Source organism: Brevibacillus parabrevis (genome assembly GCF_003710905.1).
Taxonomy (GTDB): domain Bacteria; phylum Bacillota; class Bacilli; order Brevibacillales; family Brevibacillaceae; genus Brevibacillus; species Brevibacillus parabrevis.
Map to the genome: position 1 here is coordinate 1 of NZ_RHHV01000015.1, position 13647 is coordinate 13647.

The 13647-nt window shown below is 47.7% G+C and carries 7 protein-coding genes and 2 CRISPR repeat arrays; of the genes, 2 read left to right on the forward strand and 5 right to left on the reverse strand.

Annotation, left to right across the window (positions count from 1 at the left end):
- Nucleotides 1-14: 14 nt before the first annotated feature.
- Nucleotides 15-1141 (reverse strand): IS3 family transposase gene (locus EDM60_RS22105; protein WP_409362258.1). Its coding sequence is split into 2 segments (ribosomal slippage): nt 15-895 and nt 895-1141, totalling 1128 coding nucleotides; the frame shifts between segments, so codons are not numbered across the junction.
- A gap of 99 nt (nt 1142-1240) precedes the next feature.
- A CRISPR array of direct repeats spans nt 1241-1794; the repeat unit is 37 nt.
- An 871-nt stretch (nt 1795-2665) separates the two neighbouring features.
- A CRISPR array of direct repeats spans nt 2666-4553; the repeat unit is 37 nt; unit sequence GTTACATCGAAGACCCGAAAAGTTAGGGGACTGAAAC.
- A gap of 555 nt (nt 4554-5108) precedes the next feature.
- On the opposite strand from EDM60_RS22105, the gene EDM60_RS22110 reads away from it, so the two are divergent.
- Entirely contained in the window at nt 5109-9581 is a 4473-nt protein-coding gene (locus EDM60_RS22110; RefSeq protein ID WP_167470362.1) for an anthrax toxin-like adenylyl cyclase domain-containing protein, read from the forward strand.
- Nucleotides 9582-9666: 85 nt separating this feature from the next.
- Here EDM60_RS22110 and EDM60_RS22115 read toward each other — a convergent pair whose 3' ends face one another.
- Genes EDM60_RS22115 through EDM60_RS22130 form a run of 4 tightly spaced genes read right to left on the reverse strand, consistent with a single transcriptional unit; the run spans nt 9667 to nt 11778 of the window.
- On the reverse strand, nt 9667-10203 hold the full coding sequence (locus EDM60_RS22115; protein ID WP_122965903.1) for a phage tail protein: 537 nt from the start codon (nt 10201-10203) through the stop codon (nt 9667-9669).
- A 15-nt stretch (nt 10204-10218) separates the two neighbouring features.
- Complete coding sequence (locus tag EDM60_RS22120) at nt 10219-10716, reverse strand: phage tail protein (protein ID WP_122965904.1); 498 nt, start codon at nt 10714-10716, stop codon at nt 10219-10221.
- A gap of 42 nt (nt 10717-10758) precedes the next feature.
- On the reverse strand, nt 10759-11265 hold the full coding sequence (locus EDM60_RS22125) for a phage tail protein (protein WP_122965905.1): 507 nt from the start codon (nt 11263-11265) through the stop codon (nt 10759-10761).
- A 24-nt stretch (nt 11266-11289) separates the two neighbouring features.
- Nucleotides 11290-11778: a GNAT family N-acetyltransferase gene (locus EDM60_RS22130; RefSeq protein ID WP_122965906.1), complete on the reverse strand. Its 489-nt coding sequence runs from the start codon at nt 11776-11778 to the stop codon at nt 11290-11292.
- Between the two features lie 627 nt (nt 11779-12405).
- On the opposite strand from EDM60_RS22130, the gene EDM60_RS28420 reads away from it, so the two are divergent.
- Nucleotides 12406-13647: chitobiase/beta-hexosaminidase C-terminal domain-containing protein (locus EDM60_RS28420; RefSeq protein ID WP_244226809.1), on the forward strand; the 1242-nt coding region annotated here is incomplete at its 3' end.

Below are 13647 nucleotides of genomic sequence, written 5' to 3' on the forward strand. Positions count from 1 at the left end.
TGGATTGTCAACACCTAACTGGACAGTCTTTTTAAGGGCATACTCCTAGCTTCTACAGGAGTACGGTAACCAAGTGTTCCGTGAATACGGTGTTGATTGAACCAGTGGACATAATCATGAAGTTCAAGATCGAGTTGCTCTTCTGTTTGAAAATGAGATTGGTTTGCGAATTCCGTTTTGAAGATTTTGAAAGTAGATTCGGCAACGGCGTTATCATATGGGCAGCCTTTTCGACTGAGTGATCGCGTGATGCCGAATGTCGTCAATGCATCGGAAATGACTTTATTGTCAAACTCTTTCCCACGGTCAGTGTGGAACATTTGAATACGATCCAGCCGTACCTGGATGCTTGCAATAGCTTTGTAGACCAGCTCAGCTGTCTTGCGAGGGCCGCTGCTATAACCAATAATCTCTCGATTAAAGAGGTCAACAAATAGACATACGTAGTGCCACTTGTTGGCTGCCCGCACGTACGTCAGATCACTGACGACTACAGCGTATGCTTCGTCTTGAGCAAATTTGCGCTGTAATTCATTCTTCACCTGTGATTCATTCGAATCCCTTTTGAGAGGCTTGTACTGCGCCACTGTGTAGGCGGACACCAGTCCATGTTTTTTCATAATCCGACCGATCTTACGCCGGGAGGCGGTGAGTGATTTCTTTCGTAGCTCGACTTTGATCTTGCGCGTTCCGTAGTTGTTACGACTCGCCACGAAAATGTCGATGACCGCCTCCTCCAATTGCTGTTCTTCCTCGTTCTCGATGGAATCGGGCTTGTAGTAATAGGTGCTTCGTGGGAGTTGTAGGACGTTGCACATTGCTGATACCGAGTATTTGTGAGCGTTATTACGAATCACATTTACTTTCGTCCCATGATCAGCGCGGCTTGCTTTAAAATATCGTTTTCCATCTTCAGTCGCTGATTTTCTTTCCGTAACGCGATAAGCTCATTTTCTTCAGGTGTTCGATTCGCTTTCTCCGTAAAGGAACCTGTGTTTTGGCTTTGAGAAATCCACCGATCTAGCGCTGATGCGGTGAGACCATACTCTTGGACGATGCTCGTCCTTGATTTTCCATTCTCGTATAGCTTCACCATTTGTTGCTTAAACTCCGCTGTAAACGTACGTCTTTGTTTTGGCATAATAGATCCGCTCCTTCATTTCTCTCTATTCTACTAGCCCTTATTTTTTCTGTCTAATTTAGTGTAGCCGATCCAAAAGTAACTATTGAGTTAATCAACGTTACATTGAGGACCCGAGGAACGAGGGGACTGAAACGGAGAGTTTGATGAAAAGGTACAAGTTGAAAGGTTGTTACATTGAGGACCCGAGGAACGAGGGGACTGAAACAAATACAACATGACCGAAGATGCCTTCACGCTCATTGGTTACATTGAGGACCCGAGGAACGAGGGGACTGAAACCCGAAAATCTGCGAAGGATTGCAAACGAACCGAAAGCAAGTTACATTGAGGACCCGAGGAACGAGGGGACTGAAACCAACAAAACGAACGGCATAAACGGCATCATTTCTTGCGTTACATTGAGGACCCGAGGAACGAGGGGACTGAAACAAAACGGGCCTAGTTCTTGTCCCATATCCATCCCAGTTACATTGAGGACCCGAGGAACGAGGGGACTGAAACTGGAAAAGTGCTTGCAGTCCGGGCTGAGCCAGCAGAGTTACATTGAGGACCCGAGGAACGAGGGGACTGAAACGTACGGCAGGGATAGCTGCAACTCACCGTTCTTTACCTGTTACATTGAGGACCCGAGAAGTAAGCAGACTGAAATGGCTGGCGCTTATCGTCGCGTCCGCACTCTTGTGTGGTTGCATTAAAGACCGAATAGTGCTGTTCCGACATGTAGATCATGAAAGCCACCGTTAAGTTGAGCTATGCTCATTAGAAGTCCTGAATGGAACGGCGGAGGAAAGGAATGCAGGGGAAAAGCCACTGCTTGATAACGGGCTGGCACTGATTGATGTTCACATGTGCTAAAGCAGGGCAGGGCTTCCAGCGTTGATGGAAGGCAGTTCTAAGAGTAAGGCAAGTTGATTTCCAACAGTGGTGTTGAGAAGATAGACACTAAAAAAGGCACGGAATTGATCACCCGTGCTTTCCAAAAGATGCGATTTGATGAATAAAGTAACGCTCAATGCTAACTCCTATGCTTATTCTTTGGCACAGAGGTACTTCCTCTTCCGCCTAAACGAAATATTTGAAGTGAAGATCACTGTATAATAGGCAAAAGTAAATGCCGTCTGGGTGAAAATAAAAAACGAAAGCAGCATGAAATCGATTTGGGATTCATGTTATGTTCTGAAAGCTTAAACAGTAAGTTGGATTGCTCCCCATGAAGAAATTTGGAGCGTTCAAGTGGCGGTTGAAGTTATTTTATGTAGTGGATGAAAAAGGCTTTTTGGATGCTAGACCGTTTAAAGAAATGTATAGATGAGATGGAGGATAATGTTTTATTATAAACATGAGAGCGAATGGTTACTCTTTAGCGGGGAAAAATAAACAAGATGAGCACAACGTGATTTTCGAGGATCGGACGTGATTTTTGACAGAAAATGAATCCTCGAAAAAAGAGTGGTTTCTTGTTGGCGTTGAGTATGAGGAAAGCCTTGTCACGACTGGGGTTCAGCATGCCAGTCGAAGTCGGTTACATCGAAGACCCGAAAAGTTAGGGGACTGAAACATCGACACGCAACAAAGACCCAATCACAGGGAAGTCGTTACATCGAAGACCCGAAAAGTTAGGGGACTGAAACGGCAATTAAAGCATTGCAACGATGTTCTCTCGATGATGTTACATCGAAGACCCGAAAAGTTAGGGGACTGAAACCTTTCTAAGCGCTAAACGGATCTCCCGTTGCTGCTCTCGTTACATCGAAGACCCGAAAAGTTAGGGGACTGAAACGGATAACTGGCAGGGCCTTCATTGACGAGAATTGCGTTACATCGAAGACCCGAAAAGTTAGGGGACTGAAACTGATGCACTGCCTCTGCCATGCCAACTGTTCGGCATCGTTACATCGAAGACCCGAAAAGTTAGGGGACTGAAACAATCTGGCGGTGGTGGTATCTCGTTTCCGATTTTGTCGTTACATCGAAGACCCGAAAAGTTAGGGGACTGAAACTGCGACCACGGGCCAAATGCCGCGAAATGGTTATCCAGTTACATCGAAGACCCGAAAAGTTAGGGGACTGAAACCCGACGATCTCTCCGCGATCAAATGGATTAGTGACCTGTTACATCGAAGACCCGAAAAGTTAGGGGACTGAAACGGGCAGCCGCTAAAGAAAAAGAAGTCATTTCGCATGAGTTACATCGAAGACTCGAAAAGTTAGGGGACTGAAACCCGGTGAGCAATCGCAATTTATACTGCTGCCCATCAAGTTACATCGAAGACCCGAAAAGTTAGGGGACTGAAACTCGAAGTCGGTCGTTCACGCACTGGCCGATGTGCGCGTTACATCGAAGACCCGAAAAGTTAGGGGACTGAAACAGTCTGGCCTATCATCAGGTTCATCCTCTTCCGAATAGTTACATCGAAGACCCGAAAAGTTAGGGGACTGAAACACGCAGAAAAGGAGAAGAATTGGCTGATTAGATTTACCGTTACATCGAAGACCCGAAAAGTTAGGGGACTGAAACATGAATTTGGATAAACTCTATACTTAGTTTCTTTCATTGTTACATCGAAGACCCGAAAAGTTAGGGGACTGAAACAAGTCGGCGCAGGTAGCGCGCTGCGGTAACTCTGTACGTTACATCGAAGACCCGAAAAGTTAGGGGACTGAAACTATCCAGTATGATAACTTTCATATCTCGGTAGGACTTGTTACATCGAAGACCCGAAAAGTTAGGGGACTGAAACCTATCTGATCCGGTGTGTATTTAGCCAAAGCAGATAGGTTACATCGAAGACCCGAAAAGTTAGGGGACTGAAACCGTTAGTGGATGGTACGCTCTACGCGGTGTCCTGTGATGTTACATCGAAGACCCGAAAAGTTAGGGGACTGAAACAGATCTTCGTAATAAGGGTTGATGATCGGGCCGTGAATGGTTACATCGAAGACCCGAAAAGTTAGGGGACTGAAACACGACACATTTCGGCTGCGTTTGTACGCCTCCCAAAGTTACATCGAAGACCCGAAAAGTTAGGGGACTGAAACGAAAAACCGGAAAAAATGAGTAAGTTTCTCACCAAAGTTACATCGAAGACCCGAAAAGTTAGGGGACTGAAACATTACATCCCCGATCACAACTTTCCGGCTAAACACCGTTACATCGAAGACCCGAAAAGTTAGGGGACTGAAACATTTACAAACTCAGGTGCATCTAGAATCTTCGCGGATGGTTACATCGAAGACCCGAAAAGTTAGGGGACTGAAACACACAACATACGACAAGGACATAACCACCGTCTTGCCTGTTACATCGAAGACCCGAAAAGTTAGGGGACTGAAACTGGCAAACACTTCTGCGATTGTCAGGTTATCAGTCACGTTACATCGAAGACCCGAAAAGCTAGGAGACTGAAGCTTCCAGCAAGCCAGTCATGATGCTTGTCCTTGACGGCGTTACATCGAAAACTCAAATACAAGTAAACTAACCCCAATCCCCCTATGAGGCCCCTCAAGAAAATCTTGTAAAATGCTTCTGCACAATTGCAAATGGCACCCCAACTTGACACAGCCCCCTTCCCAGCTCTCGTTGTATTGCTGAAAATAATCGAATTTCAATCCCCTAACTTTCCAGCTCTGTCATACAAAAGTAATCAGGTAAGGTTACCCCTCGACTGCGAGGTTAGTTTCAGTCCCCTTGCCACCCACCTCCCTCCCCCAAAAATCCCCCCTATATATTCCTTTTCCACCCCACTCATGCTATATTATTAGGAAATAAGTCCCATTTCCCCATCTTTCGACAAAATGCCTCGCAATGTTTCACAAAACACCCAATACTCAAACACCTTTTTACCCAAACCAAACCCAATCTAAAAACCCAAAGACACAAGGCTCTCTTTCAGTAAAAGTGGCAGCGGGACTTCTATTTTTACGGATCGGCAAGCCGAGTGTCTTTTTCATGGAGGTGGAAAGCATGTCGAAACTCGTTGAAGTACAAGCGGAGGAGCTGCGCAAGGACGGGATTCCTCTCGCCTACGTTCAGGCGTTTTTGCAGGCAGCGAAGAAAAACGACTCGATTGTCATTACACGCGCGCCTGGTCTGGCAAGCGAAGGGTTGCTTGCAGAAGGGTACGATGCAAAAGGAAAACAGATTCAAGCCATGCCGAGCAAATCGGGACCGATGGCTGGTTTTGTGTGCCTCGATCCTTTGCTGAATCCGGATGGCTTGCCAGGATGGTTGGCGACACAAAAGCGCAACAAGCAGTCCCTAAGCAAAAAAGAGGGAGAGCAGGCTTGCTCGGCAAGTCCGTTGGTTATATCGGACAAGCGTTTGGACTGGCTGATAAACGAGCAGAAATGGAAGGCGAACAAAGAAAGCGAGAAGCTTTACAGCGGAACCGTCACGTTGCCTGCCAAGGAAGGGGGAGCCGGGGAGGCGACTGCTTTTTCGGTTGTTCTCGTCAAACAAAAAGAGGATCGCTGGGCGCTCTACTATGACGTGTTTGCGGCATATGGCTTGAAATACGAGGCGGACTTCGAGCAAGATGCGGTTTCGACCCTCGCAAATGCTTGCACGAAAATGCTGGGCGAAGCGATTAAGGAAGAAGGCAAGCAGGAAGTTGCCGCGTTTTTCAAAGAGATCAAGAAGTATCTCGAAGCGGACAAAGCTTTGGAAAACCCGTATGCCCATTACCGCCCTGTGTATGGCCTGACAAATCCTGTGGCGCCGTATGCTGAGGACGAGAAATATCGGAATTGTGTGACCAACGATATTGGTTTGTTTTCCATCTGGCCGAAAAAGGCAGAGCGAGTCAAAGAGCAAGTAACGGCCATTACCAAGGAGCTTACCACCGCCATTTTTCCCGCACCAAAAGAAGGGCAGGGCGCCAAAGTGCCGGCATCCCTGACCCGTTTCGCTCTGACTCCGGCAGTCGGGCGGCCTGTCATCGATTCGACAGACAGCCTAATTGCGTTTTCCCCCAACGGTCATGTATATCGCCTCACAGATACCAAACAGCTTGCGGAATGGATCAACGAGTGTCACGGATCGGGCTATACCATTTTGCTTGAAGAGAAGTGGAAAAATGATTGGCTGCCGCATGTAAAAGAGGTCCAGGACAAAGTAACCTGGTCGAGTTTTTCGGGCGAAGGAAAAGAAGCGCCAGCAAAGGACGGCAAAGCCGAAGAGAGCAAAGAGAAGGAAGCGCAAGAGAAAACAACAAGCAAAGACATCAAGACGCAAGCGTTGAAAGAAAAGGAAGAACAGCTCGCCATTCGCGCAAAAGAAATAGAGCTGTTGAAAAAAGAAAAAGCGTTGGACGACGAAGCGGCCAAGCTGCACGACAGCAATGATCTGCGGCAAAACTTGATCAATAAAGTAAAGGTAGCGATCCCTAAGCTGATGGGCAAGGAAGAGCTGGGGCCGACATTGAAAGACATCAAGTCGGATGACTTCGCGAAAAAAGAAGACACGAGTCTCATTCAACTGAGCGTCATCAAAGAGAAGAAAGACCCGCAATTGAGTGACTTTTTCATGCTTCATAAAAATTTGCGCGACGATTTGCTGGATCGCACCGGGTTTTTCCGCGGCATTGTGATCGACTACAGCTACCCGGAGATCATGCAGCAAAGTTTTCGCAACGTATTGGCGAGCACTACGGAGCAAGTCAAGCAGCAGGAGATTGTCCCAACGGAAGTGTACTACCGCAAACCGAGATATTCGGGGTATTTCGATAATCAGTACACGTTTTCGGAGTTGGTTCACCAGCTTCAGAAAAATGGCGTCTCCAACTTCGGCGCATCGCTCACGATCGCTGCGGCTGTTCCTTCTTTCGGTGCCGGCGTCGGGGTGGGCTACTCGCAATCCGATGAAAAGAGCACCAGTTCTTCCAAGCAAGCGAAAACGGTGTACATTACCAGCAGCTATTTGCTGCCAAAGGTAGAGCTGTCGTTTAACTACTTGGTGCCATGCGCCAGCGAAGAGTTTGTCAGCGAGATCAAAAAACTGCTGGCTTCCGCCAAGAAAGATTCGTCTAAGGCGAGAAGCTTCCAAAGCCCGCTTGACCGTTTGTTGCTTGTGTTGAAATCGTTTGGGCATTTTGTGCCGACTACCAGCACGCTCGGCGGCAAACTGATTGCCAGTGACGCCAAAGAGCTGCAACAAACGAGCGATGTCAAAGATGTCGTCAGCAAATATGCGGCAGAAGCAAAAATATCTTTGAAAAAGATGGGCGTGGGAGTGGAGGCGGAAACGAACTATTCTTCCGGAGAGCGCGAGCAGCAGCAGGACAAAGCCAAGAACGAGAGCCAGTCGATGACGTTTACCGCGATTGGCGGAGAAGGCACGTTTATTAGCAATGCCAATGAATGGGCCAACTCTGTAGCTCCTTATACCGAGTGGAGCCTGATCAGCTCTGACGGCTTGCTGCCGAGCATCGATTTGCTCCCGGCTTCTTTGTATGAAGCTTGCGTCAACTTGTTGAAATCGGAAGTAGAGACGTTGACAGCCCAGCAGCTCATGCAAAAAAACGCCCATTTCCTGTTCTACGGAAAGTATTACGATTTGATCGGCAAGTACGCGAAAAAAGAGTATTTCTACATCGCCAGCAAAAACAAGCAAGTGCTTTCCTTGGAGGATGCCAATCCTGTGGATGGTACAAAAGTCGAGCTGGCTGTGGGGAAAAACGGCGATCACCAGCTGTGGCATATGTCTCCGCTCGGACATATCGTCAGCAAAGCATCTACGGACGAGACGGAATATGTGCTGACAATGCCGGAAGTTGTTTCGGAAGAGGCATTTTTGCCTTTGATTGTCTCAGTAAAAGGGCGCTCGCAAAATCAGGTATGGGATGCGAAAGGCGGCCGCATTTTGCTGAACAATCCTGCCGTCAAAGGCGAGTACACGGTGTCCTTGCGCGATGACGACAAAGTAGGCGTCGCTGCCAAGAGCGCGAACGCGAACAACAGCACTTACGCCCAAACGTGGACGATGATCCAGGCGGCTGAACAGGAATTTGCCCAAGAGGCTGGACAAGAAGAGGTGTACTTTGTCATTTCGAGCCGATATAAAAAAGGCTATGTCATGACAGTGCGCGACGGAGAAGGCGGAACGGCGAAAGAGCAGGCTGAGATCGTGTTTGCTCCGCATGTGAGCAGCCGCAATCAACTGTGGTATACGAAGGAAAACAGCGATGAAATCTACAGTGCGCTTACCAGCTCGAATGGGAATCCGTTTGTGTTGGCAAATGTCAACAACAAGCTGGTGCTTAAAGAAAAATTTGCTCTGAAGACGAAGACGGATCACATGTGGGAGTTTACCAGCGATGGACTGAAGCACACCAGATCAGGGCAATACGCGATTGTCGAAAAGGACAAGGATACGCAAGGTTCTCCGATCGTTTTGGCAGAAAAAGGGGATTGGCGAACATTGAGCTGGGTGAAGCAGATCGTCGCCCAAAATCCGGCAGATGCTTATGCGAAAGTGTGCAAGACGACTTCCTCTCAGGATGGACTCGATCTTGGATTGAAACGGTTGCTCGTGTCCACAGCTCCGCTCGCCATCAACGGGAAAATAAGAGGGATCGGATTTGTTTGCCGGACAGGCGGAAGTACGCAATGGGACATGCTGGTTCCGCGAGTGTTTGTCGAGCGTGACGGTCGGAGGACGTGGGTGGAAGAAACGCGTTCGTATGACGAGTTGCGCAACAGCGGCCAGTATTTTGATTTCGAATATTCCCAGTATATCGATGAAAATCCGCTGTTGCTTCCGGCTAATCAGAACATAAAGGCGTTTTCGTTCTACCAAAAAGGCGGCAACCGGCTTGCGATCAGGGTACAGGCAGACAATGGCGAATGGCTCGAAAATACGAACACGAGCAACGATCATTATTTCCACGTTGGAGATACCAAGGTTACGTATCAGTCATTCGTCAATGACACCGCAGCAGAGACAATCGGCTTGGCTTTTGCCAGAGTCGACAACAGGCTTTACATCGAGACGATGACTCGGGAAGCAACGAGCGCCGAGGGGTATTTCCGCTTGCAGAGTCAGGTAGGGGACAAGCTTTTCCTGACGTTGAACAGCGACCGGAGAACGGTTAACTTGCAAAAACTGGCTCCAGGCAATGAGCAACTATGGCGCATGACAGCGGATGGATATATCGAGTGCCGCACTGCGAATCGCTCCGGGGAGAGGCTCGTATTGGATCATCCGAACTCTCCCAATCCGGTGTACGCTTTTACAATCAACGACGGGAAGACGCCCAATCAGCTCTGGGAATGGAAGGACGGCAAGCTGATCTGCAAAAAGGAGCCTGAGAAAGTGTTGAGGGCGAACCACTCAAGCGGAAGAGAAGGCACCCAGGTAATACTTTTGGAAGACGACGGAAAAATGTCTTCTCTGTGGGTACAGAAGATGGATGGGGTGTCGGCAGGTTTGGATAGTTAAGCTGGTCTAGGAAAAAAATATCCCGTCCCACTTGGCAAGAGTAGGACGGGATTTTTGCGTATGCGTAAAAATTTTTGATAAGTGCTTAGCCTCTGGACGGAAATTCGCCGCTCAAGCAGATGATGAAGTTTTGGGCGATAAACGGTTGCATGTTGTTGTGAGGTTGCGAACCGCCTGTTACGTTCAAAGCCATAGGAGACATTGGGACATTGGGAGTTGGATCGTAGTAGAGCGGTGCTCCGGAGAATGGATCTGGCTCAGGAGTTGGAGCCCAATAGCCATTTGTCGGAACAGTGGAATTGCCGGGATCTACAGTTGCCTGCGGGATGTGAGTGTGGGCAGGGATTTCGCTTGTCAACAGTGTTTCGTTCGCATTGCCAACTTTTTGTCCTACTGTACGATTGGTTAAACCGTATCCCTGACCTTGATTCATTACAGCGCTCCCCATCAAGTTTGGGAGAGCAAAGGTGGTTTTTCCATCTCCACCGTACTGAACTCCAAGAATGGAAAAAAGGGCAGTGTTTTGTTGAACGCTCATAAGCTGGCCATTACACAGCGCCCAGCCTTTAGGGGCGAAGTTTCCTGCAAAGATACGAATTTCTCCAATATAAGCATCTGCCATATGTACCGCCTCCTCTTAGTTTCTGCTTGGAAATATTCCTTGAATGGCAATGGCGTAGTTCATTACCAAATAAGGCTGCATGTTGTTATGGGGTTGACTTCCACCGGCTGTGGACAGTGTATTGGCATTCATTTGCTGGAGGTTTGCTGCCGGACCGTATGCGTTGGTTGCTGCTGCCCACACGTTGTTAGCCGCAGTAGAGAGTGTTGGTTCGACAGATGAACCGGCTACTTGATGGGTGTGTTGAGGCATTTCATTGATCGTTAAGGTATGATTGGCTTCACCTTGCGCGGTACCGAGCGGAATAGTAGAACTTACATGAATCGGTGTGCGCCCGCGGTAATCCGGGAGGGCAAACGTAGTTACTCCATCTCCGCCATACACAGCTCCGAGCAAAGAATAGAGTGCCTGATTTTGATTGATATTCAAAATCTGACCTTCGCAAAACATCCACCCGCGCGGGGCGTAATTATTGGCAAACAAACGAACTTCACCCAAAAACGGCTCAGACATGGTAGAATACCTCCTTTTATTCTCTAACATTGCTGCTGGATACTATGGCTGCGGCGGGAAGACTCCGTATAAAGAAATAATGAAGCTGATTGCGGTCGTAGGCATCATGTTGTTATGAGGTTGTCCCCCTCCGACGGGAGAGACTGACTGGGGATTCATGTTGCTAAGTGCGCTGGAAGACTCTACAGAAAAGGATAAATAAGGATTTTTGCTCCAGACATTATTGGCAGGAGTATCATCGTCCTGGTATTCAGGAATTGCATTGACCGTATGCGTGTGAACTGGCAGTTGATTGCTGACCAATGTGACGGTCTCTGTGCCGCTCTTGCTGCCTCGGGCGTAAGTGGTGTTAGGGTGGACCGGAACTCTTCCTTGCAAATCGGGCAGGGCAAAGGTTGTCTGACCATCGCCGCCGTAAGTCGTGCCAAGCAGGGCAAAAAGTGCTTCGTTCTCCGCTATGCTCACTAATTGACCGTTGCACAATGCCCAGCCTTGTGGGGCAAAGTTACCTGCAAACATGCGGACTTCTCCAAGATAGGATTCACTCATACGGGTCACCTCTTGATTGTTTAATTATATAGAAGGCCCTTCATCAGATGATGTCGGAGTCCATTCCATGCCGATATGAAATCCTGAGCTGTCGATCGTTTGAAAACCTAGACGCTCATACAGATGTATCGCTCGATTCGTGGGTAATACGCTCAGGTGCAAGGGCCGTGAAGTGTCAGCAGCTTCCTGTTGCAGTTCACGAATCAGCGTGCAGCCAATTCCTTTATTGCGATGATGGGGAAGCAGAGAGATGTCGACGAGGGTAATCTTTGTTTCGGTTCGTGCAATCATGATTCTGCCAGCCGGGATGTTCTCGGAGAAAATCAGCAGATGCTCCGCGTCAGGGTACTGGGTCGAGTAGGAATTTTTCTGGGCAAGAAACTGTAGCTGCAAAAACTGTTCCTGCATCTGCTTGTCCCACCCCCATGCTGCAAGTTCATCTGCACGGGTGCTTATGTACAGCTGAAGCAAAAAAGCTTCATCCGTTTTCTCAACCGCTCGTTTTTGAATCATCGTTCGTTCCTTTCAAAAGATCGAAATGTTTAGAGTTCTCGTCTCGCTAAGGGAATACGCTTTTTGTGAGGCATTTGCACGAGGGGGAAACCGTTAACTTAATGAAGCAATGAAGTTGTAGGGAACATGAGATGAAGAAATAGTTTGTGAAGAAACTAAGTGAGAGTATTTAGGTCTAAAGTAACCATAATCTACCTTTCAAAAGTAGCATAACTTTGAAGGGATAGGGAAGAGAGAAATGAAAAAAATGATGAATTTTGTAATATTAGGGTTCTGCGTTTTTTGAACGGAGTATGAACTTTATACTGAATTTATCGGATTTTCTGTCGAAAAGTGGCTCGGACAAAGATATAATGGTTGTACATCTGTTCAAGGCACTTATGGAAGTGTGTTTGAAATGCCCAGGCAAAGCATCATGAATGAAGGCGAGGAAAAAAGTCCTGCCTTTCATCGGTCACGATGTTGCCTTTATTTTTTGATAGGGAGGTTTTTGGTGAAAAAAAGCAATGCTAGTGCATGGGTAGTAAAAATCTCGTAGAATGAAATGTTTCAATTGCAATCAGGTCTTTTTCTAGTGGAATTATAGGATTGAGCAAGTTTCAAGTTTAGTAGGGAAGGGGAGGGAGTATGAGAGACAACTATCGTAAAATACGGACTTTATCCAAAATGATACTGGCTATCCTGTTAATTTTTACCTCTATGCAATTCGGTTCCCTGGTTTCCACGGCGTCTGCCGGGTCATGGACAGAGGTTAGCACAACTAACACAGGGTTGGGTGTTTCGAGTTTGAAGCTTGGTTACCACGATGGCACATGGTTGGCATTTGCTTTAACGAGGGACTACTCTTCATCCACAAACGGAACGACATGGTCGAAGGCAGCAGCTCCATTTGGTTGCGCTGTCTATGCTACCTATCATTTTAAAACGAAATGGATAGCGGCATGTTCGGACGGAAAAATTTTCACCCTTAATGACGGGTTGGACCCGGGAGTAGCTGGAAATTGGGTGTCGAATAATACGGGAGTGGGAGCTGGAGTCGCTTTTTCTGAAATAGCCAGTGATGGAAGTAAAGTAGTGGTTACTTCAAGTACCTCCACAACGGTTCTTGTCTCAACGGACGGGCAGACATGGACGCAACGTACAGTATCTGGGATCACCGGATTCAACTCGGTTACATATGGAGAGGGTCAATACATTGCTGTAGGTAAAGGAACGGGTGGTACCTTTGTTGTTTATTCTTCTGGCGACGGAGAAACATGGCAAAAGGTGAACACTGCGGCCCCGACGAAGCAGCTCTATGGCGTAGCATATGGAAATGGAGTATTTGTAGCCGTTGGTTTAACGGGCTACCTGTATGTTTCTGATGATGGAGTCAACTGGACAGTACAGACACCGCCAACAGGCTTAGGAGCGATTTCCTATGCAACCGTGATTTTTGATGAAGGACATTTTTTTGCAGGCGGAACGAATCAGACCATAATCAGCTCGCCAGATGGCTCCACTTGGTCAGGAGAAAATACAGGCGGAAGCAAATCAGTATCGGCTGTAAGGATTGGAAATGGCAAGGTAGTGGCTTCAGGAACTTCAGGATTAGTTTTGGTAGGAAATGCTCCGATTAGCCAAGCGCAAAAGCCGACAGCGAATCCGGCAGGCGGAGCAGTAGCAGCAGGAACGACAGTTACGTTGAGTACGAATACAGCAGGAGCCACGATTCACTACACTACAGATGGAAATGCCCCGACAGGAAGTAGCCCCGTGTACAGCACACCGATTCCTATCAACAGTGCGATGACGATAAAGGCGATTGCCGTGAAGGCAGGCATAACAGACAGTGCAGTCATGAGTGAGAGCTATACCATCATGCCGCAG